21 protein-coding genes are annotated in these 21756 nt (G+C 70.5%); 9 read left to right on the top strand and 12 right to left on the bottom strand.

Annotated elements, in window-relative coordinates; all coding sequences use genetic code 11:
- The first annotated feature begins 203 nt into the window (after nt 1–203).
- Nucleotides 204–995, top strand: a complete 792-nt coding sequence (locus ML01_RS10000; RefSeq protein WP_058555251.1) for a DUF2189 domain-containing protein — start codon at nt 204–206, stop codon at nt 993–995.
- Between the two features lie 247 nt (nt 996–1242).
- Nucleotides 1243–1494, top strand: a complete 252-nt coding sequence (locus ML01_RS09995; RefSeq protein WP_058555250.1) for a cysteine-rich CWC family protein — start codon at nt 1243–1245, stop codon at nt 1492–1494.
- Between the two features lie 67 nt (nt 1495–1561).
- Here the strand turns inward: ML01_RS09995 and ML01_RS09990 are convergent, their stop codons facing one another.
- The 3 genes from ML01_RS09990 to ML01_RS09980 form a co-directional block, all read right to left on the bottom strand.
- Nucleotides 1562–2188, bottom strand: coding sequence for a V-type ATP synthase subunit D (locus ML01_RS09990; protein ID WP_058555249.1), 627 nt, complete (start codon nt 2186–2188; stop codon nt 1562–1564).
- 21 nt (nt 2189–2209) lie between these two features.
- Nucleotides 2210–3694 (bottom strand): V-type ATP synthase subunit B, encoded by a 1485-nt coding sequence (locus ML01_RS09985; protein ID WP_082674139.1) that lies wholly within the window; start codon nt 3692–3694, stop codon nt 2210–2212.
- Nucleotides 3695–3841: 147 nt separating this feature from the next.
- Entirely contained in the window at nt 3842–4243 is a 402-nt protein-coding gene (locus tag ML01_RS09980; RefSeq protein WP_058555248.1) for a bacteriohemerythrin, read from the bottom strand.
- 425 nt (nt 4244–4668) lie between these two features.
- Here ML01_RS09980 and ML01_RS09975 point away from each other — a divergent pair, with 425 nt between their 5' ends.
- Nucleotides 4669–4956, top strand: coding sequence for a CopG family ribbon-helix-helix protein (locus ML01_RS09975; protein WP_058555247.1), 288 nt, complete (start codon nt 4669–4671; stop codon nt 4954–4956).
- 591 nt (nt 4957–5547) lie between these two features.
- Here ML01_RS09975 and ML01_RS09970 read toward each other — a convergent pair.
- The gene (locus ML01_RS09970; protein WP_058555246.1) at nt 5548–7884 is read right to left on the bottom strand and encodes a HAMP domain-containing sensor histidine kinase; all 2337 of its coding nucleotides are present in this window, start codon (nt 7882–7884) and stop codon (nt 5548–5550) included.
- Nucleotides 7881–8606: a response regulator transcription factor gene (locus ML01_RS09965; RefSeq protein WP_058555245.1), complete on the bottom strand. Its 726-nt coding sequence runs from the start codon at nt 8604–8606 to the stop codon at nt 7881–7883. The genes ML01_RS09970 and ML01_RS09965 overlap by 4 nt, the downstream gene beginning before the upstream one ends.
- A 166-nt stretch (nt 8607–8772) precedes the next feature.
- On the opposite strand from ML01_RS09965, the gene ML01_RS09960 reads away from it, so the two are divergent.
- From ML01_RS09960 to ML01_RS09945, 4 genes are all read left to right on the top strand, one after another.
- Complete coding sequence (locus ML01_RS09960) at nt 8773–9336, top strand: PspA/IM30 family protein (RefSeq protein WP_058555244.1); 564 nt, start codon at nt 8773–8775, stop codon at nt 9334–9336.
- Entirely contained in the window at nt 9333–9917 is a 585-nt protein-coding gene (locus ML01_RS09955) for a hypothetical protein (RefSeq protein WP_058555243.1), read from the top strand. The genes ML01_RS09960 and ML01_RS09955 overlap by 4 nt, the downstream gene beginning before the upstream one ends.
- Nucleotides 9918–9972: 55 nt before the next feature.
- Nucleotides 9973–11184, top strand: coding sequence for a vWA domain-containing protein (locus tag ML01_RS09950; RefSeq protein WP_058555242.1), 1212 nt, complete (start codon nt 9973–9975; stop codon nt 11182–11184).
- 201 nt (nt 11185–11385) lie between these two features.
- On the top strand, nt 11386–11589 hold the full coding sequence (locus ML01_RS09945; protein WP_058555241.1) for a heavy-metal-associated domain-containing protein: 204 nt from the start codon (nt 11386–11388) through the stop codon (nt 11587–11589).
- Between the two features lie 404 nt (nt 11590–11993).
- Here ML01_RS09945 and ML01_RS09940 read toward each other — a convergent pair whose 3' ends face one another.
- The 7 genes from ML01_RS09940 to ML01_RS09910 form a co-directional block, all read right to left on the bottom strand.
- Nucleotides 11994–13850 (bottom strand): autotransporter outer membrane beta-barrel domain-containing protein, encoded by a 1857-nt coding sequence (locus ML01_RS09940; RefSeq protein WP_082674131.1) that lies wholly within the window; start codon nt 13848–13850, stop codon nt 11994–11996.
- Between the two features lie 142 nt (nt 13851–13992).
- Nucleotides 13993–15087, bottom strand: a complete 1095-nt coding sequence (truD, locus tag ML01_RS09935; protein WP_254045201.1) for a tRNA pseudouridine(13) synthase TruD — start codon at nt 15085–15087, stop codon at nt 13993–13995.
- A complete protein-coding gene (ispF, locus tag ML01_RS09930) occupies nt 15084–15557 on the bottom strand; it encodes a 2-C-methyl-D-erythritol 2,4-cyclodiphosphate synthase (RefSeq protein ID WP_058555239.1) in 474 nt (157 codons plus the stop codon). The genes truD and ispF overlap by 4 nt, the downstream gene beginning before the upstream one ends.
- Entirely contained in the window at nt 15551–16267 is a 717-nt protein-coding gene (gene ispD, locus ML01_RS09925) for a 2-C-methyl-D-erythritol 4-phosphate cytidylyltransferase (RefSeq protein ID WP_082674130.1), read from the bottom strand. The genes ispF and ispD overlap by 7 nt, the downstream gene beginning before the upstream one ends.
- A 37-nt stretch (nt 16268–16304) precedes the next feature.
- Nucleotides 16305–16601: a cell division protein FtsB gene (gene ftsB, locus ML01_RS09920; protein ID WP_058555237.1), complete on the bottom strand. Its 297-nt coding sequence runs from the start codon at nt 16599–16601 to the stop codon at nt 16305–16307.
- A 45-nt stretch (nt 16602–16646) separates the two neighbouring features.
- On the bottom strand, nt 16647–17924 hold the full coding sequence (gene eno, locus ML01_RS09915; protein ID WP_058555236.1) for a phosphopyruvate hydratase: 1278 nt from the start codon (nt 17922–17924) through the stop codon (nt 16647–16649).
- Nucleotides 17925–18086: 162 nt separating this feature from the next.
- Complete coding sequence (locus ML01_RS09910; RefSeq protein ID WP_173865164.1) at nt 18087–19733, bottom strand: CTP synthase; 1647 nt, start codon at nt 19731–19733, stop codon at nt 18087–18089.
- A gap of 296 nt (nt 19734–20029) precedes the next feature.
- Between ML01_RS09910 and ML01_RS09905 the strand changes: the two genes are divergently transcribed.
- On the top strand, nt 20030–20446 hold the full coding sequence (locus ML01_RS09905; RefSeq protein ID WP_058555283.1) for a sulfur globule family protein: 417 nt from the start codon (nt 20030–20032) through the stop codon (nt 20444–20446).
- A 450-nt stretch (nt 20447–20896) separates the two neighbouring features.
- On the top strand, nt 20897–21655 hold the full coding sequence (gene fnr / locus ML01_RS09900; protein ID WP_058555235.1) for a fumarate/nitrate reduction transcriptional regulator Fnr: 759 nt from the start codon (nt 20897–20899) through the stop codon (nt 21653–21655).
- The last annotated feature ends 101 nt before the right edge of the window (nt 21656–21756 follow it).

Raw genomic sequence — 21756 nt, 5'->3', positions numbered from 1 at the left:
TTCCGACAGCGCGCTTCGCTCCGTGGCGTCGGGCGCGCCGCGCGGGCAACCGTCAAGGCCACCACCCACTCTCGGCAGCCTGTGACCGGGCGCCGGGCATAACACAAGAAACTCAGGCGGGCGACGCGCCGGTCGGCACCGACGCGATCCCCACCGTCCGCCGGCTTGCCAATCAGAAACGCCGTCCTCAGGAGGACCAACCCATGACCGACACCATCGCCGCCGAACAGCAGGTTCGGCAGGACGCCATCCGCGTCAACCGCGTCACCATGGACCACCCGTGGGAGTGGCTGGACAAGGGCTGGCACGACATGATCCGTGCCCGCAAGTACAGCCTGCCCTACGGCGCCGTCGTGGTGCTGATCAGCGGTCTCATCACGCTGGGCTTCATCAACGAGGGGCTGACCTTCATGGTGCCCTTCATGATCGCGGGCTTCTATCTGCTCGCGCCCATCATCGGCTTGGGCCTGTATCAGATGAGCGCGCACTTGGAGCGCGGCGAGCCGCTGCGGTTCTGCAGCTTCCTGGAGGCCTGGAAGGGCAACCAGGCGCAGCTCGGCGTCATCACCGCCGGACTCCTGATCATCATGCAGCTCTGGATGATGTCGAACTTCGTGCTGTTCGCGCTGCTCTACACCGGCATGCACCCGCCGCTGGAGAACTTCTTCAGCACCGTGTTTCTGTCCGGCAAGAACAACGTCTTCGCCCTCGCGAGCGTCGGCGTCGGCTCCATGCTGGCCTTCATCGCCTATGCCATCAGCGCCATCTCGGTGCCGATGATCCTGGACCGCGACGTGGATGGCTTCACGGCCATCCGCACCAGCGTCAAGGCCGTGTTTGAGAACTGGAAGCCGATGCTCCTCTGGGCCGGGCTCATCGTCGCCTTCATCGGGCTCGGCCTGCTGTCCTTCTTCATCGGCCTCTTCATCGCCATGCCGCTGATCGGCCACGCCACCTGGCACGCCTACCGCGACATCGTGCCCGCGGCCGAGTAAGCCGGTTCTGCGCCCGGCTCGGTCCGGGCTGATCGCCTGACGACGGACCCTGGCAGCGCGCTGCCGGGGTCCGCCCTAGCCTGACCCTGACCCCGAGACCCGGCAAAGCCCGCTCGGAGCCCGCGATCACAGGGTCTGCTTTCGGCGCTGCCGCGTTTGGTCTCGGCTTGAACTGACCCCGCCGCACCTACAGCTTGTGGTCACCCCATTTAGGCGCGCCGCCGGCGCACGACCCAACAGGTGACCGATGAGCGACTTGACCCCTCCCGACCCGTCCGCGCTCCAGGCCGGCCCCAAGACCTGCGCCCGCTGCGGCGCAACCTTCGTCTGCAAAGTGGACGATCTGCCTCACTGCCAGTGCGTCGGCGTCAACCTGTCGCCGGATCTGCTCGGCAAGCTGGAAGAGGTCTATCACGACTGCCTGTGCTCGCGTTGCTTAAAGGAGATCGCCGGGAAGGCGCGCGAGGGTGACGTGGTTGTGACGGAGGGCACGCTCTGAGCCGCCGAGTCGGCTCCGGGCGACCCGGCTGCATGCATGTCGCCGCAGTCGGGCAACACGCCCGGCGCTAGGACGCGACGACGCCCCGCCATCGCACCCGCACCGCCTCCTCCCGCTCCAGTTCCTCCAGCGCGTTGTCGATGACATCGATGCGCGCGTCCATCTCCGGCAGCAGCACATCCTCCAGCGCGCGGGCGCGGCGCGAGGTGCGCAAGTATTCCACCCGCAGCCGCTCCAGGTTGCCGGTCAGCACCGCGAGCCGCGCCGCAATCGGCAGCAGCGCCGCGAAGGCCGCGCGGCAAGCGTCGGCCTCCGGGCTCTGATTGGCCGGCGGCGGTGCATCCTGCTGCTGCTCGTCGTCGGTCGGGCGTTCCGGCAAGGGCTCCTCGATACGCACGCCGAGCACGATGCGGCTTCGGGTCGCGAGCCCGCAGTCGATGCGCCCCGGCGGATACAGCCCCAGCTCATCGAGCCCGTGGCGGCCGACGGCGGCGCGCAGGGCCTCGCGGGCGGCGGCCTCGGCCTCCCGCCAGCGGGCGTGGGCCAGCGCGTAGTCCCGCATGTTGGTCATGATCTCGCCGGCCAGGATCAGGCGCTTCTCGTCCAGAAAGCGATAGCCCTCCAGCATGCCGGCACGCTCGGCCTTCGCCTCCAGGAAGGCGCTCATGGTCGGGACCAGCTCGCGGTCGGTCATCGCACTGCCCCCGCGCCGGCGTTAAACCGCGGCGCCGGCCGGCTCGGGCGCCGACGCGGTGTCCGGTGCCACGCTGCTGTAGTCCGCGGCGGGCTTCGCGCTCGGCGCCAGGTGGGCCGCGATCTGCGCATCCGACAGCCGCGTCAGCTCGGTCTGCGGCAGCCCGCGCAGGGCCTGCCAGCCCACTTCCATGCTCTGCGCCAGGGTCCGGCGGCCGTTCTGGGCCACGACCTGCGTCTCGAAGCGCTCGCCGAAGGCGAGATACAGCCGGTCGGTCGGGGACAGCCCCTCCTCGCCGACGACGCTCGCCAGGATGCGCGTCTGCTGCGCCTGTGCGTAGGCCGCGTAGAGCTGCGCGGAGAGCGCCGGGTGGTCGGCGTCGGTCAGGCCCTTGCCGATGCCGTCCTTCATCAGCCGCGACAGGCTCGGCAGCACCTTGATGGGCGGATACAGATCGCGCCGGTGCAGCTCGCGGTCCAGCACCAACTGGCCCTCGGTGATGTAGCCGGTCAGGTCCGGGATCGGGTGCGTGATGTCGTCGTTCGGCATGGTCAAGAGCGGCACCTGCGTCACCGATCCGGGCACGCCGCGGATGCGCCCGGCGCGCTCGTACAGCGTCGCCAGGTCCGAGTACATGTAGCCCGGGTAACCCTTGCGGCTCGGCACCTCGCCGCGGCTCGCCGACACCTCGCGCAGCGCCTCGCAGTAATTGGTCAGGTCGGTCAGGATGACCAGCACATGCTTGCCTTCCTCAAAGGCGAGGTACTCGGCGGCGGTCAGCGCAAAGCGCGGCGTGAGCAACCGCTGCGCGCTGGCATCGGAGGCCAGGTTCAGGAACAGCACGGTGCGCGCGAGCGCCCCGCTCTGCTCCAGCGAGCTTCTAAAGAACTCCGCGCTCGCGTGCGGGATGCCGATGCCGGCAAACACAATGGCGAAGTCGTCGTCGGCCCGCGCGTCCGTGGCGGGGCGCTCCCGCCCGCTGCCGGGCAGGCGCGCGTTGCAGGCGATGTCCACGGCGATGCGATCATGCGGCAGGCCGCCGCCGGAGAAGAGCGGCAGCTTCTGCCCGCGCACCAGCGAGCTCATGAGGTCGATGGCCGTGAAGCCCGTCTCCAACAGCTCGCTCGGTGCCTGCCGTGCCGACGGCTTGAGCGGCAGCCCGTCCACCGGGAACGCGCGCTCCGCCGCCAGCGGCGGCCCGCCGTCGAGCGGCTTGCCGACCCCGTTGAAGATGCGCCCCAGAAGCCCCGGGCCGACGTGGAAGCGCAGCGGCTCACCGAAGAAGCGCACGCGCGCGCCATCGATGCGAAGCCCGGCGGTGTCATCGAGCATCTCCACCGTGACGCTGTCCGGGTCGAGCGCCGCGATGCGCCCGAGCCGCACCGCGCCGCTTACGTCCTCCACCTCCACGGCCTCGTTCAGCCCCACATCCACGGTGCGCCGCAGAAAGAGCAGCGGCCCGTCTACCCGGTTGGCGATGTCCTCGCCGGTCAGTCGTGCATACATCGTTGCCTGCCAAGCCTTGCGGTTGCCGCGCGTGCCGAAGGGGTCGGAAACCCCGCTGCCGGCAAGCAAAGGGTAGTCCATCAGCAAAGACTTATCTTGATGGCGTTCGGCTCCGGCGACATCAGCACGCCGCCGACGCGCCGGCCCCTACATCGCCGCCGACAGGTACAGCCCCATCTTCATGTCCGCGCCGTAGATGTGCTCCACGAGCCAGCGCTCCAGAAACTCGACATCCGTGCTCGCGACCGTCTCCCCGGCCGCGACGAGCCGCTGCTGGAGCGCCTGAGCGTCGGCCATTAGCTCCGCGTGCTCGGCCTTGTGCTCGGCCAGGCCCGGGTAGCCGTGTTTCAGCATCAGCCGCTCCTCGTGGCGGAAGTGCCAGAGGGTGCAGGCGATGAGCTCGTCCGTGACGGCCGCGATGTACTCGGCGGACTCCCCCTCCGCCACCGCGTGGCTCAGGATGTTGTACAGGTCCACGAGCCGACGATGGTCCTCGTCGATCTCGGGCACCTCGACGCTCAGGGTTCTGTCCCAAGTCAGCTCTTTCATGGTCGTCTCTCCGGATGCGGCTGGGTGGGCGCCTTGGCTACGCCGCGGCGCGGCGCTTGGCGATGCTTACGATAGCGCACCGCCGCGCGGGCGGTGCCCTCGCCGTGCGCCCAGCCGGCAACACAGACGCACCGGCGCCACGCGAACCCGGCTAGAATCCACCCATCGCACCACAGGCCCGCCCATCGCGGCGCCGGTTCGCGAGCCCGGGGCGCCCAAGGCGAGGCCAGATGCGAGTCTTCATTTCCTGCGTATCCCAAGAGCTCCGCGGCTATCGCACCGAGCTGCCGAGGCCGAGCACCATGGCGACCCTACCCGGCCGTCGGCCCTGAGCCTCAGCCCGGACAACCATCGGGCGACGCGGACAGCCCCGTAACACCGGATTGCTCCACTCCTAGCCTTGCGACCTGGCAACGGCAGACGATATGACCACCACGAGCATCCGCCGCCCGGACGACCTGAAGCAGCGCATGACGCAGGCGGCGGAGCACGCCGGGCAGACTCCGCACGCCTTCATGCTGGAGGCCATCGCGGAGCGCGTCGCGGCGGAGGAGCGGCGGCGCGACTTTCATGCACTCGCCGAGCAGCGCTACGCGCGCATCGTCAACTCCGGCGAGACCATCCCCTGGCCCGCCCTGCGGGACTACCTCAAGCGGCGGCTCGCGGGCGAGACGCTCGCCCGCGCCAAGCCCGCGCGGCGTGCCTCCGACTAGATTGCTTGACGGCGCCAATTGCTTGCAGATGAGTCAAGTTTCACGACGACACGGCGCTTGCAGGCAAAAGGGCCGAGGGCCAAGGGCCAAGGGAGCCCGCCTCGGCCCTTGGCCCTTGGCCCAATGCGCCGACGAGCGGGCTGCGCAAGACGAGGCGCCGTGCCCTGGTCGGTCTGAGGCTCTGCCTCGCTAGTGCTGCGCTGCCGAAATCCCGAGACCGTGGTTTCGTCGTTGTCGTTGTCGTTGTCCTAATGGTAGTCGCCATCGAACGTGCGCGGCGTTGACCGGCGTTGACTGGAGTGTTGACCTCCAGGTCAACACGACCGACAGAGCGGGATGCACTGATATCGCGAGTGCGGAGCCGACCGGGAGGTCGGCTCTCCGGCCTGGCTCTGGCTCGGCTAAGGACGGGCTAGTGGTTCGCTGCCGTGCCGAGTACTCGCCCTTCCCGCGCCCACCTGTCCCGCGGCGCAGAGCGACCTTCGCGGCACCCCACCGCTGGAGCGGTAGCGCGAGTGGACCCGCCCGCGACGACCCGAACCATTGAGACTTCCGCGCCGCTCCATCAACCCGCCGCGCGCCCGCGCGCGCTCATCGCCCGCGCCGCTGCGGCCGACCCGCCGGCAAGCGCAGGCGCACCTCAAGGCCCGGCGCGGCGTCGGCCAGCTCGACGCTGCCGCCCATGGCGCGCATCAGCCGCTCCACCAGCGCGAGGCCGATGCCGGTGCCCCGGGTCGCGCGGGTGGCCTCGTTTTCCAGCCGCTGAAACAACGCCAGCGCGCGCCGGCGCTGCCGCTTCGGGATGCCGGGGCCGTGGTCGCGGACGCGGATGATGGCGCCCGGCCCGGCCGCGGCGCAGCGGATCTCGATGCGGCGAGCCTGCGCCGGCGCGTCGCGGCCGGTGAACTTGATGGCGTTGTCCACCAGGTTGATCAGCACCTGGGTCACGGCATCCGGGTCCGCGCGGACCTCGCAGTCGCCGTCGGCCTCCGCGTCGCAGTCCAGCACCAGCGCGAAGCCGGCCTGCTCCGCGAGGTTGGCGAGCGTCGGGCGGGCCTGCGCCAGCAGGTCGGACAGCGCGATGGGCCGCGGCTCCACGCGCAGCCCGTCGCGGCTCATGCGCGCGAGCTGGAGCACGTTGCCGACGAGGCGCGAGAGCCGCTCCGCCTCGTCGTGGATGTAGCGGTAGTAGCCGGGGCGCTTGTCCTCTGCCGCCCAGCCCTCGCGCAGCATCTCGCTGTAGAGGCGAATCGCCGTCAGCGGCGTGCGCAGCTCGTGGCTCACGGCGGCGATGAAGTCCCGCTGCTGGCGCGACAGCGCGAGCTGCGCGAGCCCCAGCCGATACAGCAGCCAGCCGCCGGCCGACAGCACCAGCGCCAGCAGGGCGCCGAGCCAATAGATGACGGCGGCACCGGGCGGGCTCGGCAGCCGCGCCGCGTCGAAGCGCAGTTGGAGCGCGCCGAAGGGCTCGGTGAGGCGGGCGCGGTAGACGACGGTGCCGGCGGGCAGATCGTTGACGCGGGCGCGGGACAGGGCCTCGTAGCCGGCGCTCGCTGCGGCGAAGTGCGCGAGCGGCTGCGCCGCGCCGTCCGCCGCGCCCTCGCCCCAGGCGACGTGCAGGCTCACCGCCCGGGCGAGCGCGGAGGCCGCAAAGGGCGCTTCGAGCATCCCGGCGAGGAAGGCCGGCGTGTCCACCAGCGCGCCCTGCACGTAGCGGGCACCGTCGCGCCAGGCCCAACGGTAGAGCACGGCGTGGCCGCTGTTGAGCCGGTCGAAGCGAAAGGGGCCGAGCTCGCTCTCGAAGGTGCGGATGACGGGGCGCGCCTGCTCGGGCTGAGCCGGCTGCGGCAGCGCGGTCTGCGCCATCGGTTCGAGCGCCTCGGGGGCAACGGCAACGGTATCGGCCCGGGCTCGCCGCGTCTCCGCGGCAGCGCCGGCGCCGGCGCCCGCCGCGCTGCGCGACGCCGCGCCCAGGGATGTCTTCGCGGCGGCGACCTTCGGTGCGGGCGCCGGCATGGGCTCCGGCAGCACGGCCTGCTCGCGCCGCACGCCGCGGCGCGCCTCAGCCGCGGGTGCGAGCGCAGTGCGCGCCGACGGCGCGGACTGCGCCAAGCTGCCCGCCGGCGCCGGCGCCGGCGCGCTCGGTGCCTCCCGCACGGCCTGCCGCGCGACCTCGGCGCCACCCGGCCGCGCCGACTCCGCCTGCGGCTGCCCGCGGAAGAAGAGCTGCTCGAAGAGCGCTTGGCCCTCGGCGGCGGCGGACTTGCTGCGGCTGGCCGCGTACTCGGCGGGTGCCGCCGGCGACTCGGCCTCGGGGCGGTCGTCGCGATACTGGGGTGCTGCTGCCGGTGCCGGGCGCTCGGCCAGCGCGTCGGCCGGCGGCGCCTCTGCCCGCTCATCGGCCGGCTCGGCGTCGTCCCGCCCGGCGGGCTCGCCGCGGCCCGCCAGCGCGTTGGTCGCGAGGATGTCGGCGATCTGCTGCGCGAGCCGCTGCCGGCCCGCGAGCTCCGCGGCATCGATGCCGAGCGCCGCGGCATCGGCCCCGGCAGCGGGCAGCAGCGGCGTGCTGAGGCCGCCGTCGGCGTCGATCTGGAACCAGCCGATGAGCCCCGGCAGCACCTGCTCCACCGGATAGGCGGCGAGGGGCGAGCGCTGCAGGAAGCCCGCCGCCGGGTCGCCGGCCACGGTCAGGAACGCAAGCTCGGCGAAGGAGCGCCGGTCCTGCGTGCGGATGAGCGCGCTCAGGTGCTCGTCGATGGCCAGCGTCAGCGCCTCGGCCGCGAGCTGGGTCTGGCGCAGCGCCTCCCATTTGAGCTGATCCAGCGCCTTCTCCAGCAGCAGCCCGGACGGCAGCGCCACGGCGAGCACGAAGGCGCCGATCCGCCAGCGCAGCCGACGGCGCTCGCGCCGTTCCAGCCGGTCGGTCATCGCGGCGCCGGCGCGGCCGGTACCAGCAGCAGCCGGTAGCCGGCGCCGCGCACGGTGAGCAGCAGGGCGGGCTCGGTGCGGTCGGGCTCCAGCTTGCGGCGCAGCTTGGCGATGTGGATGGCCACGGTGCGGGTCTCCGGATTGGCCTGTTTCGGATAGCCCCAGACCTGCTGCAGCAGCTCCTCCGCCGGCACGGGGCGCTCCGCGTGGGCGGCGAGGTATTGCAGCGTCTCCATCTCGCGGCGGGTCAGCTCGGCGACCGGGCCGCCATGCCGGCGGGCGGTGAGATTGGCCGCGTCGATGTCGGTGCCGTCCGCGAGCCGAAAGCGCGCCGGCAGCGCCGCGAGTGGCCGTGCCCGGCGCAGCACCGCCTGCACCCGCAGCACCAGCTCGGCGACGGAGAAGGGCTTGGTCACGTAGTCGTCGGCGCCGAGCTTGAGGCCGCGGATGATGTCCTCATCGGTGCCGCGGGCGGTGAGCATGATGATGGGCTGCTCCGGGTCGCGGGCGCGCACGCGCTCGCAGATCTCGCGGCCGTCCAGGCCGGGCAGCATCAGGTCCAGCAGGAGCAGGTCGAAACCGCCGGTGAGGGCCTGGTGCAGGCCGTCGCGGCCGTCCGCGGCGGCGCCGACGTCGAAGCCGTGAAACACGAGCACGTCGACGAGCCCGACGCGGATCGGCTCCTCGTCCTCGATGACCAGGATGCTGTGCTTGTGGGACATGGGCTCTGCTCTGCTCCGTGGACCCCGGTAACGCTAGCAGCTCGGGGCCGGGGCCGCGGGTAAATTTCGGGTAAATCCTGACGCACGTTGTTTACCACGTCGTGTCTACAGGGCGGCAGCGGGTCTGCCTAGACTGCACCTGCAGTCCACCCACGGAGACCCGACCATGGCACTGATGACCCGTCTGTCCCGCCTGCTGCGGGCCGATCTGCACGCGCTGCTCGATCGGCTGGAGGCACCCGACATCCTGCTCGCCCAGGGCCTGCGCGACATGGAAGACGCGCTCGCCGCGGACGCGGCGACCCTCGCGACCCTGCGCCGCCGCCAGGAGGCGCTTGCCGAGCAGGAGTCCGCCCTCGCCCGCGCCGCCGACGCCGACGCGGACCAACTGGATGTCTGCCTCGACGCGGGCGAGGACGACCTCGCCCGCGGCCTGCTGCGCCGCCGGCTGGAGCGCGAGCGCCTCGCGACCCGCCTCGCGCAGGCGAGCGGCACGCTCACGACCCGCATCCGGGCGCTGGAGGCCGCGCTCGACGAGCGCCGGCAGCGCCTGGAGATGCTGCGCGCCGAGGCCACGCGCTTCGCCGTGCCGGCCGACGACGGCACCGATCGACAGGCGCCATCAGACCCGCTCGGCGGCTGGGACGCGCTCGCGCCGGAGCCCGCGGCGGTGCGCGACGCCGATGTGGAGGTGGCGCTGCTGGCCGCGAAGCGGCGGAGGCCGGCATGAGCACGTCAAGGCGCCTGCCCGGTTTCCTCGAAGGCGTCGGCGTGGCCGCGGCGGCGAGCATCGCCACCGGCGCGCTGGCGGCGCTGCTCGCGCCGCTGCTCGGCCGCGCCGACGCCGCGCTGCTCGCGCTCGCCGGCATCGGCATCGGCTATGGGCTCTATCTCGCCTGGCGCAGCCCGGCGGCGGGCGGCCGGCTGCTGCTGCCGCTGGCGCTGGCGGCGGCGACGTTGCTCGGGCTCCTGCTCGCGCCGCGCTGGGTGCTGCCGGCACAGCTCGCACTGCTCTGGCTCGGCCGCACGCTGCTGTTCCCGTGCGGGCCACTCGCGGCGCTGGCCGACCTCGGCCTCGTGCTGCTCGGGCTCGGCGGCGCGCTCTGGGCCATCGCGGCCACCGGCAGCCCGGCGGCGGCGGTCTGGAGCTTCTTGCTGGTGCAGGCGCTGTTTCCGGCGCTGCCCGCGGGCGTGCGTCGCCTGCAACCGCCCGGGGCCGCGGCCGGCGACGCACCCGACACCGACCCGCGCTTCGAGCCGGCGGCACGCAGCGCCGCGACGAGCCTGCGTCGGCTCGCGGCGAGCCGTTAGCGCCGACGCGTCGCTTTCCATCACCCAACGTCCATCCCCAACGGAGGTCACTCCCATGCACGTCCAGCCACGCAGCAGCATCCTCATCGGTATCGCGCTCTTCGCCGCCACCGCCGGCGCGCTCGCCTTTCTGCCGGGCCAGCAACCGCAGCCCGATCCCAGCGACCATCCCGTCGTCATTGCGCCCAAGCAAGGCCAGCGCCCGGTGGTGGAGGCCGTCTTCGTCCTCGACACCACCGGCAGCATGGGCGGGCTGATCCAGGCCGCGAAGGACAAGGTCTGGTCCATCGCCAGCACGCTGGCGGCGGCGGAGCCAGCGCCGGAGATCCGCATGGGCCTCGTCGCCTACCGCGACCGCGGCGACGCCTATGTCACGCGCGTCACCGACCTGACGCCGGACCTGGACGCGCTGCACGCGGCGCTGTTCCAGCTCGAGGCCCAGGGTGGCGGCGACGCGCCGGAGAGCGTGAACCAGGCCCTGCACGAGGCCGTGGACGACATAAGCTGGGGAAAGGCGCCGAACGCCTATCGCGTCGTGTTCCTGGTCGGCGACGCCCCGCCGCACATGGACTATCAAGACGACGTGCCCTACCCCGAGACGCTGGCCATCGCCCGCGAGCGCGGCATCCGCGTCAACGCCATCCAAGTCGGCAACGGCACGGACACGCGGGGCATCTGGCAGCAGGTCGCGCAGCTCGGCGACGGGGCCTACCTGCACCTCGCCCAAGACGGCAACGCCGTGGCCATCGCGACGCCCTACGACAAGAAGCTCGCCAAGCTCTCCGCCGAGCTCGACGACACCCGCCTCTACTACGGCAGCGCGGCGGAGCGCGAAGCGCGCGCCGAGGGGCTGGCCGCGAGCAAGGCCGTGCGCGATGCCGCCCCGGCGCCGGTGCTGGCGCGGCGGGCGACCTTCGCGGCCAGCGGCAGCGGCAAGGCCGCGCTGCTTGGCGACAAGGAGCTGGTGGACGCCGTGACCACGGGCAGCGTCGCGCTGGAGGAGATCGCCCCGGAGGCGCTGCCGGAGCCGTTGCAGGGCCTCTCGGCGGACGCGCAGCGCAGCGTCATCGCGGAGCAGGCCGGGCGTCGCGAGGCCATCCGGCAGCAGATCGAGGCGACCGCCCGTCGGCGCACCGAGTATCTGCGCGAGAAGGTGGCCGCGGACGCGGGCGCCGCAGATAGCCTGGACCAGAAGCTGTTCGAGACCGTGCGCGAGCAGGCGCGGTCGCTGGGGCTGCGCTACAACGCGGATGCGCCGGCCTATTGACGGCACCGGCGAGCGCGCGGGAGCCATGGGCGCCTTGATGGCGGGACATGCGCGGCGACAGGGCCGAGGGCCGAGGGCCGAGGAGCCCGCCTCGACCCTCGGTTCACTTGCGGTAAACGGCCCAGTCGCGCAAGACTGCGCTGCCTGAGCTTGTCGGTCCGCGGCGGCGGGCCACTGGCCACTCGCTCGCTGGAGGTCCCTATGATCGAGCTGAAGGTCGAAGGCATGAACTGCATGCACTGCGTGAAGGCCGTCACCGCGGCGCTGTCCGGCGTCCCGGGCGTGACGGCGGTCGAGGAGGTCAGCCTGGAGCAGGGAACGGCCAGGGTGGCGGGCTCGCCGGAGCCGGAGGCCTTGGTCGCGGCGTTGCAGGAGGCCGGCTACGCCGCAGAGCTGCGGGCATGACCCGCCCGCTGGCGCCGCGCGCCGCGTACCCGCCTACGCCGCCGTGTACAGAAGCATCCATTCGCTGTCGGCGTCGCTATCGTAAGCGAATGTCCGCGGTGTTGACGGGTGTTGACTGGAGTGTTGACCTCCAGGTCAACACGTCGCCTGAGCGGGATGCACTGCTATCGGGAGTGCGGAGCCGACCTGGAGGTCGGCTCTCCGGCCCGGCCCGGCCCGGCTCGGCTCGGCTCGGCTCGGCGCCGGACTGATGAGTCAAGTTTCGACGGGGCGTCCGACCGGCCAGGCGCGTCCGGATGGGGATCGCTATCGAAATCGAAATCTAACCGAGTGCCAACCGATCCCGATCCGATCCCGATAGCGATTTCGATGAGCACGACTCGTCGGTCTGGGGCGAAGCCTCGTCAGAAGTCCAGCCGCACGCCGGCGTTGACGCTCTGCTCCATGTAGTCGGTGAGCCCGACCGCGGCCTCGTAGCTGATGAAGGCGGTGCGGCCTTGACCGAACTGCGCGCCGAGGCCGAGGCCGACGCGGAAGAAGTCCGAGTCGAAGCGATCGGTGGCCAGCGCGAAGGCGATGCGGTTCGGGTCGTTGGCAAACACGCCCGACACCTCGTCGTCGCCGTCTTCAAACTCGTGCGACCACTCGATCCAGCCCTGCGGCAGCAGTACCGCCCATGGCACGCTGATCGGCCGCGTGTACTGGGCACCGAGCACGCTGCTGAAGGACGTCGAGGTCTGGTCCTCGATGACGAGATCGAGCCCCTCTGCGCCGCGCTCCCGGTAGCCGTCGAGGTCGACGTTGACGTAGTTGAGCCGGCCGTAGAAATCGACGATGTTCGCCCCGCGGGTGATGTCGTAGCCGGCGCCGAGCATGAGCGCATATTGATTGCCGTCGAAGTCCGCCTTGGCCTCGCGCGTGCCGCCGAGGATGCTGTAGTCGATGTTGCGGTTTTGGTCGTAGCTGCCCCAGCCCCAGCTCGCCGAGCCTTCGAGATAGAGGTTGTCGGTGGCGTAGTAGGTGCTGTAGAGCGTCGCGCTCCAGGCGGTGGCGTCGAGGTCGCCGCCGTTGGCATCGATGTCCACATCGCTGCTGCCGTAGCCGAGCGCAAAGCCGACGACCAGGCCCTCCAAGAAGCGGTAATCGACGCCCGCAGTGATGCCGACGCTGTTGAAGTCGAAGCCGTCCTCGTTGCCGGTGCGGTCCTTGCTGCCCCAGTCGACATTGCCGTTGACGAAGACGCCCAGGCGCTCGAATTGGTAACCGTCGTCGGCGCTCGCGGCACCGCCGCGCAGACCGCCGTCGCCGAGCATGGCCGTCAGCAGGTCCGCATTGAGGCGCTGGCCGTCGATGTTGAAGGTGAGCCCGCTCAGGTTCACCCCGCGCGCACCACCACGCAGTCCCGACAGGCGGGCGGCGACGTTGTCCTGCTGCGCACCGGTAAGGCGGTTGGTGAGTCGGCGCGGTGCACTCGCCTGCTCCGGCGTCAGTGCCGCGACGCCCTGCGCGGCGTCGGTTTCACTGGAAGCATTCAGCAGCGCGGTGCATTGCTCGAACAGGTCCTGCTCACCGGGGTTGCGATTCGACCGTCCGTCGAGGCCCTGGCAGACAGTGGTGATGGTGCCGCCCATGGTCCGCTGGTTGCCGGTGAGGCCGGGCAGGCCGGCGAGGTCGAGGGGCTCGGGCTCGGGCTCGGGTGTCGGCTCGGGTCCTTGGATCGTGAGCGCGGCGCTGGCGCCCGGCAGGCACGGCTCCGTAGAGTCCTCTTCCATACAACGGACCACCGTGAGACTGAGCGTTCGCGATTCCCCCGCCGGCACGGCATCCGCAATGGCGGTGATGGTCGCCGTGCCCAGTTGGTCCGCGCCGGATGCGACGAAGACCGTCATGGTGTTGCCGACCCGCTCGGAATCCATTTCCGAACCCGCGAGGTCGGTGATGCTGTAGTCCGCGTCCAGCACGGCGGTGCCGCCGAGCTCGATTGCAATGGTGGCACCGGGGTGCTCACCCGCCACGGACAAGGTCGCGGTGGCGGTCTCGCCGCCGCTGATATTACCGGGCGATATTCCCAAGGTCACGTTGGTGATCTCGGCCTGCCCCATGGCCGGCAGCAATCCCAAGCTCGCGAGCAGCAACGCGAGCCACAGCCCGCCGCCCCGATGCCGCCGCCGGCAGTTCCCTTGCCGCGAGGCGGCGCCCGATGCGCCCTCTCGCCGGGACGGCACGGACGCCGCCGTCGTCATGTCACTGATAGTCGTCATGGCCGCTGCCCCTGTCGCGATGCTGCGTCGAGGATGCTATCCGCACTTGCCGCAAATGGAACCGCGAACCAGCGCGAACCGCGATAACCGGGGCGTCAACTCCGCTGAGCGGCGCCGACCGGGAAGTCGGCGCTCCGGCCTTTCACTCAGTCCAGAGCGCCAGCTCCCGCAGCAGGGACGTGGCATAGCTGCCGGCGGGCAGTGTGAAGCAGAGCCGCAGCTCGTCCGGCGCCAGCCATTCGAGGCACAGGTCTTCCGGGTTCAGCACCAGCGGCCGACGTTCCTGTGCCAAGCCCGCGTCGGCGAGACCCTCGATCCAGGCGGCAAAGGGCGCCGAGACGCCGGCCTCCAGTGCGGCAACCTCGCCGGTGGTGAGCGGCTCACCAGCGCCGAACAGTGGTCCGGTGGGCAGCGCGTCGCCGCTGACCACGCGCTCGTGGATACGCTCGTCGATGACCTCCGCCAGAAAGTGCGAATGGCAGCCGAAGAGCTGCAGCCGCTCGCCCGGCAAGGCCCGGTGCCAATCCTCGCGCTCGACGCGCAGCGCCAGAACCTCGTTGAAGAGCTGCGAGCGCGCCGCGGACAGGTAGAGCCCTTGCAGATGGCGCCCGGCGCGGCGCCCACGGTCGTCCGCGGCGGGCGTGCCGGCGAACATGGCCGCAGCCCGGTGCAGGTTGCCGCCGCCGCGCCCGAAGCGCTGTGGGCCGAAGTAGTTGGGCACGCCGCCGCGGGCGATGGTCTGCATGCGCCGCTCCAGCGCGTCTCGGTCACCGACCACGTCGCGCAGCCGCAGCTCGAAGGCGTTGGCGGCGAGGAGCCCGCGGCGCAGCTTGCGCTTGTGGGCGTGGGATTCGAGCACCTCGATGCCCTCGGCAGCCAGCGGCGCCCAGTCCGGCTCCGGGCGCGGGCCCAGGTGCACCGAGAACCACTGCGTGGTCACCGCATGGCGGTCCTTGAGCCCGGCGTAGCCGACGACCTTGTGCGGCACGCCGGCGAGGGCCGCGATGCGGCGCGCCACCCAGTCGGTGTTGCAGTCGGTCTTCTGCACCCGCAGCAACCGGTGCTCACCGGCGCCGTCTGGGCCGAAGGCAAGGATCTCATCGACCGTGAAGTCCGCGGGCTCGGCGCGCAGCCGGCAGGTGATCGGCGGCTCGCCGAAGGCGCGCGGCAGCGCGTCGAAGCTCCGCCACCCGCCGTCGGGCGCGGTCTCCTCACCGGCTGCCGTTGACGCATTCACGATTCGTCGAGCAGGACCACCGCAAAGGCGGCGATCCCCTCGCCCCGACCCGTGAAGCCCATGCGTTCGGTGGTGGTGGCCTTGACGTTGACCCGGGCCGGCGCGCAGCCCAGATCCGCTGCCAGCACCGCGCGCATGGCGTCGACATGGGGTGCGAGCCTCGGTGCCTGCGCGGCAATCGTCAGGTCCGCATTGCGCACCACGAGCCCGCGCTCGCTGAGCGACGCCATGACCCGCCGCAGCAGGATGCGGCTGTCGATGCCGGCATAGGCCGCATCGGTGTCCGGAAAGTGCCGGCCAATGTCGCCCAGCCCGGCGGCGCCGAGCAGCGCATCGCACAGCGCATGGATCACGACATCGCCGTCCGAATGGGCGGCGAGGCCCTGGTCGTGCGGCACGCTGACGCCGCCCAGCACCAGCGGGCGGCCCGCCCCGAAGCGATGGGCGTCGACGCCCTGTCCAATCAGCATGTTGCCTGGTCCTGTGCCTGTCGGTTCAAGAAGAACGCCGCGAGCGGCAGGTCCTCCGGCCGGGTGATTTTGATGTTGTCGGTGCTGCCCTCGATCAGCGCCGGGCGGTGGCCGAGCAGCTCGACCGCGCTCGCGTCGTCGGTGACGATCAGGTCCTGCTGCTCGGCATGCGCCAGCGCGGAGCGCAGCAGCCCGAGCGGGAAGGCCTGCGGCGTGTAGGCCCGCCACAGGGCACTGCGCGGCAGCGTCGCCGCGACGCGCCCGGCCTGCGCCTGCTTGACGGTGTCGGCGATGGGCACGGCGAGCAGCGCGCCCACCGGCTCATCCGCCAGCGCCGCGAGCAGCCGGTCCAGATCCGAGCGGCGCAGGCACGGCCGCGCCGCATCGTGCACCAGCACCCAGTCGTCGTCGGCGGCCTGCCCCGCGAGGGCGTCCAGGCCGTTGCGCACCGAGTGGCAACGCTCGGCGCCGCCCGGTGCCCGCAGCACACGTGCATTGCCGGCATAGCGGCTCGTCTCGTCCCACCAGCCGTCGTCGCTGCCGAGCACCACGACACAGCCGGCGATGGCCGGATGACCGATGAAGGCGCCGATGGCGTAGTCGATGACCGGGCGCCCGGCAAGCTCTAGGTACTGCTTCGGCACCGCGGCGCCAAAGCGCTTGCCGACGCCGGCGGCCGGGATGAGCACCCAGTGTCTTCTGTGGCTCACGGGCGTGCGGGCGGGGCGCTGCGCCGCCGCTGGTCGGTCATGGCTTGGCCTCCGGCTCGGGTTTCTCGATGACCTGCAGGAAGACCTCGCCGCGCTGGATCATGCCGAGCTCGCTGCGCGCACGGTCCTCGATGGCCTCGAGCCCGATGCGCAGGTCCTCGACCTCCGCGGCCAGCGCTCGGTTGCGCGCCTCCAACTGCGCGAGCTCCTCGCGGTAGCCCGCGATCTGCGCCCGCAGCGCATGTAGCTCGGCGAGGCTGCCCTCGCCGAGCCAGAGGCGGTATTGCAGCAGACCGAGCAACAGCAAGAGCCCCAGAATGATCCAGCGCGTCATGCCTCTGTCCCCGACCCTGCCGCCCGCTGCCCGCGCGTGCCTGTATCAAAGGTGCCGAAATGCGGATCGGCCCGGATACACGGCCGCGTCGCCGAGCTGATCCTCGATGCGCATGAGCTGGTTGTACTTCGCAACGCGGTCGGAGCGGGACAGGGAGCCGGTCTTGATCTGACCGGTGCCGGCGGCGACGACGAGATCGGCAATCGTCGTGTCCTCGGTCTCGCCGGAACGGTGCGAGACCACCGCCGTGTAGCCCGCCTGCTCGGCCATGCGGATGGCCGCGAGCGTCTCGGTGAGGGAGCCGATCTGGTTGACCTTGATCAGGATCGAGTTGGCGATGCCCTTGTCGATGCCTTCCTGCAGGATCTTGGTATTCGTCACGAACAGGTCGTCGCCCACGAGCTGCACCTTGCCGCCGAGGCGCTCGGTGTGGTCCTTCCAGCCGTCCCAGTCGCCCTCGGCGAGGCCGTCCTCGATGCTGATGATGGGGTACTTGCCGCACCAGTCGAGCAAGAGATCGGTCATGCCGGCGCTGTCGAGCGAGCGGCCCTCGCCCTTGAGGTGGTACATGCCGTCCTCGAAGAACTCCGACGCGGCCACGTCCATGCCCAGGAAGATGTCCTGCCCCGCCTTGTAGCCGGCCTTGTGGATAGCCTCCAGGATCACCTCGATGGCGGCCTCGTTGCTCGGCAGGTCCGGCGCGAAGCCGCCCTCGTCGCCCACCGCGGTGGCCAGCCCGCGGGCATGCAGCACCGCCTTGAGCGCGTGAAACACCTCGGCGCCGTAACGCACCGCCTCGCGCAGGCTGGCGGCGCCGACGGGCAGAATCATGAACTCCTGGAAGTCCACGCTGTTATCCGCGTGCTCGCCGCCGTTGATGATGTTCATCATCGGCACCGGCAGCTTCACGGCGTCGTCGCCGAGGTACTGATACAGCGGCAGCGACTGCTCCTGCGCCGCGGCATGCGCCGTGGCCATGGACACGCCCAGGATCGCATTGGCGCCGAGTCGGCCTTTGTTCTCGGTGCCGTCGAGGTCGATCATCTTGCGATCGATGGCCTCCTGGTCGGCCGCGTCCATGCCGAGCACGGCCCCGCGCAGCTCGCCGTTGACGTTGCCGCAGGCGGTGAGCACGCCCTTGCCGCCGTAGCGGGCCTTGTCGCCGTCGCGCAGCTCCAGCGCCTCGCGGGAGCCGGTGGAGGCACCGGACGGCACCGCGGCGCGGCCGATGGCGCCGTCGGCGGTGATGACATCCACCTCGACGGTGGGATTGCCGCGCGAGTCGAGCACCTCGCGGGCGCGGACATCGACGATCTCGGACATGATGGAATCCTCCGGCTTGAAGTCGCGGTTACGGCAGAGCGATGAACAGAGTCGGGACGTGAGTCGGGAAATGCGTCGGGAAGCGAGTCGGCGCGATGACCAACGCGGCGCCGCGCAAGGCGCGCCGGAGCCGTGTCTGTCCGGCGGCACCGCGGCGTGCGTTCAGGCGACGTCGTCCTGCGCCCGGCGCTGCTGTTCGGCCAGCGCCGCCTCGACGAAGCTGCGGAACAGCGGATGGCCATCGCGAGGTGTGGATGTGAACTCCGGGTGGAACTGGCAGCCGACAAACCAGGGATGATCCGGGATTTCGATGATCTCCACCAGCTTGGAATCCAGCGACCAACCGGAAAAGCGCAGGCCCGCGTCCTTCAGCACGTCGCAGTAGCGGTTGTTGAACTCGTAGCGGTGCCGATGGCGCTCGCGAATCTTGTGCTGGCCGTAGACGGCGCGCGCCAGGCTGCCCGGCTCCAGCCGGCAGTTCTGCCCGCCCAAGCGCATGCTGCCGCCCTTGTCGCTGGTGACCGCGCGGGTCTCGACGCGACCGTCCTCGGCCTGCCACTCGGTGATGAGCGCGATGACCGGGTGCGGCGTCTGCGGGTCGAGCTCGGTGCTGTGCGCGCCCTCGAGACCGGCGACGTTGCGCGCGTACTCGACCACGGCTACCTGCATGCCGAGACAGATGCCGAGGTACGGCACCCGGTGCTCGCGGGCGTAGCGCACGGCCGCGATCTTGCCCTCAATGCCGCGCTCGCCGAAGCCGCCGGGGACCAGGATCGCATCCATGCCCTCAAGGCAGCCGGTGCCGGCGCGCTCGATCTCCTCGGAATCCAGGTATTGGATATTGATCCGCGTGCCGGTGTGCACGCCGGCATGGGCCAAGGCCTCTGACAGGGACTTGTACGCCTCAGTGAGGTCCATGTACTTGCCGACCATGCCGATGGTGACCGCGTCATGCGGATGCTCGAAGCCCTCCAGCACCCGCTGCCACTCCGACAGGTCCGCCGCCGGCACGTCGAGGCCGAACTGCTCCACCGCCAGCGCGTCCAGCCCCTGCGCGTGCAGCAGCATCGGGATGCGGTAGATGTTGTCGGCGTCCACCGCGGAGATGACGGCGTTTTCGGGCACGTTGGTGAAGAGCGCGATCTTGCGCCGCTCCTCGTCGGGTAGATGCTGCTCCGCCCGGCACAGCAGCACGTCGGGCTGGATGCCGATCGAGCGCAGCTCCTTGACCGAGTGCTGGGTCGGCTTGGTCTTGATCTCGCCGGCGGTGCGGATGTAGGGCACCAGCGTGAGGTGTATGAACATGGCACTGCGCGGGCCGAGCTCGACGCGCATCTGGCGGATGGCCTCCAGGAACGGCAGCGACTCGATGTCGCCGACGGTGCCGCCGATCTCCACCAGCGCGATGTCGGCGTCGCCGGCGCCGAGTCGGATGCTGTCCTTGATCTGGTCGGTGATGTGCGGGATCACCTGCACGGTGCGGCCCAGATAGTCGCCGCGACGCTCCTTGCGGATCACGCTCTCGTAGATCTGGCCGGTGGTGTAGTTGTTGTTGCGGCCCATGCGCGTGCGCAGGAAGCGCTCGTAGTGGCCGAGGTCGAGGTCGGTCTCGGCGCCGTCGTCGGTGACGTAGACCTCGCCGTGCTGGAACGGGCTCATGGTCCCCGGATCCACGTTGATGTACGGATCCAGCTTGATCATCGTGACCTTGAGACCGCGGGCCTCGAGCAGCGCGCCCAGAGAGGCCGAGGCGATGCCCTTGCCCAGTGAGGACACCACGCCGCCGGTGACGAAAATGAACTTGGTCATGGTTTCCTTGGTAGCGACCGGACTGCGCCGCCGGTGGGCCCGAGCTCGCGCGGAAGGCCGCCGAAGTTAGCAAATTACGGGCCCTGCCTCAATTGGCGCGCGCCCGGGCGGCGCTGGCGGATCGCGCTGAATTGTGCCTAGAAACCGGTTATTAGCGCCCTTCACAACAGGGAATCTGGCACGTATACTCCACCGCGGCCGTATCCCACGGACCACCGGGGGCCACCGTCGGAATCTCCTTCCGCACGCCCCTGCAGTGCTGAAACTCAAATGAAACCCCTTTGGAGCGTCAGATCATGCAAAAGCTTGCCAAGATCTTCGGCATCGCCGCCATCGCCGGCGCCGCGACCTTCTCGATGAGCGCCGCGCAGGCCTGGTGGGGTCCCGGCTACGGTGGCCCCGGCTACGGCGGCCCCGGCTACGGGTCCGGCTGGGGCGACGGCTTCGGCGACATGCTGGGCGACATGTTCGGCGACGGCTACGGCGACTTCAACATGAACATGTCCGGCGGCGGCCGCGGCTACGGGCGCGGCCGCGGCTCCGGCTATGGCCGCGGCTACGGCTACGGCTACGGCCAGCCGTACGGTGGCTACTACGGCTATCCGGGCTACGGCTATCCGGGCTACGGCTACGGCGGTCCGGTCATGCCTTACGGCGCGCCCTACGGCGTACCGGCAGCACCTGCCGCGCCGGCCGCTGAGCAGCAGAAGTAACCCCCGGCCGGCCGAGGCTGACCACCGCCGCCAGGTGGGCGCCCCGGCGCCTCGCCTGGCTGCGATCACGGCGACTGACTGACAGTCGTCCCCTCGGCCAGAAGCCGCGTCCTCGGGCGCGGCTTTTTTTGTCGCCCCGGCCCGCGAGCACCGGCGGTCGCCTGCGGCGCCATGCTCGGACGTTTTGCATTGGGGTGGAGCGAGACCCGGGCCGCACCGGGAAAGCACCGACAGCACCGGTACATAGGGCACCTCGGCCCGCTCGCTGACGGCCCCGACGACAGCCACCGCAGATCCCCGTAACCCTGCCGAACATCGGCGGCATGACCGCATGGCCCTAGCCGCATCGGCAATTTCACCAACAAGGGCGCGTGAAAAGAACAAATTGCGCCTTGATGCATATCAATCGGGGTTGCAGAATAGAGGCGTCAATCAGCCGAGTACATTGCCTTGACTCAACGTAAAGTTATCTCCTTCGAGACCATCCGCGTCGCCTGCAAGAACTGCACGCTGTCGCAGCTGTGCCTTCCCATGGGCATGTCGCCGGAGGACGTGGACCGGCTCGACAGCATCGTCAAGCGCTCCCGACCGCTGCACCGGGGCGACCACCTGTTCCGTAGCGGCGAGCGTTTCCGCTCCCTGTACGTCGTCAAAACGGGCTCGGTGAAGACGTACACACCCAGCGAGGAAGGCGGCGAGCAGGTGCTCGGCTTCCACCTGCCGGGGGAGATCATCGGGCTCGACGCCATCGATCAGGACATGCACGCCTGTTCTGCCAAAGTGCTGGAGACCTCCGCCATCTGCGAGATCCCCTTCCAGCGCTTCGAAGAGCTCTCGTCCAGCATTCCGAGCCTGCAGCACCAGATGTTCCGGCTGTTGAGCAAGGAGATCAGCCACGACGCCGAGATGCTGCTGCTGCTCGGCAAGAAGAACGCCGAGGAGCGCCTCGCGGCCTTCCTGGCCAGCATGTCCAAGCGGCTCAGCAAGCGCGGGCTCTCGCCGACGGACTTCTACCTCAGCATGTCGCGCCACGAGATCGGCAACTACCTGGGCCTCGCGGTGGAAACGGTGAGCCGCCTGTTCACCCGCTTCCAGGACGAGGGGCTCGTCAAGGTGGACCGCAAGCACGTGGAAATCCTGGATCTGCACACGATGGAATCCCTCGCCGGCGTCGCACAGGCAATGGACAGCCGCCAGCACTCCAACTGACGCGCCAGCCAACCCCGTATCCTTGAGCGGCGCGTCTGCTGTTCGCGTGCCGCCGAGGCCGAGACGCGCCCGGCCCCTTCCAGCCGGCTTGGCGTCCCGCT

Origin of the sequence: Thiohalocapsa sp. ML1 (assembly GCF_001469165.1) — a bacterium.
Taxonomy (GTDB): Bacteria; Pseudomonadota; Gammaproteobacteria; order Chromatiales; family Chromatiaceae; genus Thiohalocapsa.
Note: the sequence above shows the minus strand (reverse complement) of the source record. Positions and strands in the feature narration are given on the sequence as shown.

What these genes read in the sequence shown, in the direction of transcription:
- ML01_RS10000 (WP_058555251.1), top strand. Translation starts at nt 204, where the DNA reads ATGACCGACACCATCGCCGCCGAACAGCAGGTTCGGCAGGACGCCATC.
- ML01_RS09940 (WP_082674131.1), bottom strand. Translation starts at nt 13,850, where the DNA reads ATGACGACTATCAGTGACATGACGACGGCGGCGTCCGTGCCGTCCCGG.
- ML01_RS09990 (WP_058555249.1), bottom strand. Translation starts at nt 2,188, where the DNA reads ATGACCGACCGCGAGCTGGTCCCGACCATGAGCGCCTTCCTGGAGGCG.
- ML01_RS09965 (WP_058555245.1), bottom strand. Translation starts at nt 8,606, where the DNA reads ATGTCCCACAAGCACAGCATCCTGGTCATCGAGGACGAGGAGCCGATC.
- ML01_RS09950 (WP_058555242.1), top strand. Translation starts at nt 9,973, where the DNA reads ATGCACGTCCAGCCACGCAGCAGCATCCTCATCGGTATCGCGCTCTTC.
- ML01_RS09995 (WP_058555250.1), top strand. Translation starts at nt 1,243, where the DNA reads ATGAGCGACTTGACCCCTCCCGACCCGTCCGCGCTCCAGGCCGGCCCC.
- ispF (WP_058555239.1), bottom strand. Translation starts at nt 15,557, where the DNA reads ATGCTGATTGGACAGGGCGTCGACGCCCATCGCTTCGGGGCGGGCCGC.
- ML01_RS09970 (WP_058555246.1), bottom strand. Translation starts at nt 7,884, where the DNA reads ATGACCGACCGGCTGGAACGGCGCGAGCGCCGTCGGCTGCGCTGGCGG.
- ML01_RS09945 (WP_058555241.1), top strand. Translation starts at nt 11,386, where the DNA reads ATGATCGAGCTGAAGGTCGAAGGCATGAACTGCATGCACTGCGTGAAG.
- ftsB (WP_058555237.1), bottom strand. Translation starts at nt 16,601, where the DNA reads ATGACGCGCTGGATCATTCTGGGGCTCTTGCTGTTGCTCGGTCTGCTG.
- ML01_RS09985 (WP_082674139.1), bottom strand. Translation starts at nt 3,694, where the DNA reads ATGTATGCACGACTGACCGGCGAGGACATCGCCAACCGGGTAGACGGG.
- ML01_RS09905 (WP_058555283.1), top strand. Translation starts at nt 20,030, where the DNA reads ATGCAAAAGCTTGCCAAGATCTTCGGCATCGCCGCCATCGCCGGCGCC.
- ML01_RS09980 (WP_058555248.1), bottom strand. Translation starts at nt 4,243, where the DNA reads ATGAAAGAGCTGACTTGGGACAGAACCCTGAGCGTCGAGGTGCCCGAG.
- ML01_RS09960 (WP_058555244.1), top strand. Translation starts at nt 8,773, where the DNA reads ATGGCACTGATGACCCGTCTGTCCCGCCTGCTGCGGGCCGATCTGCAC.
- ML01_RS09975 (WP_058555247.1), top strand. Translation starts at nt 4,669, where the DNA reads ATGACCACCACGAGCATCCGCCGCCCGGACGACCTGAAGCAGCGCATG.
- ML01_RS09955 (WP_058555243.1), top strand. Translation starts at nt 9,333, where the DNA reads ATGAGCACGTCAAGGCGCCTGCCCGGTTTCCTCGAAGGCGTCGGCGTG.
- eno (WP_058555236.1), bottom strand. Translation starts at nt 17,924, where the DNA reads ATGTCCGAGATCGTCGATGTCCGCGCCCGCGAGGTGCTCGACTCGCGC.
- ML01_RS09910 (WP_173865164.1), bottom strand. Translation starts at nt 19,733, where the DNA reads ATGACCAAGTTCATTTTCGTCACCGGCGGCGTGGTGTCCTCACTGGGC.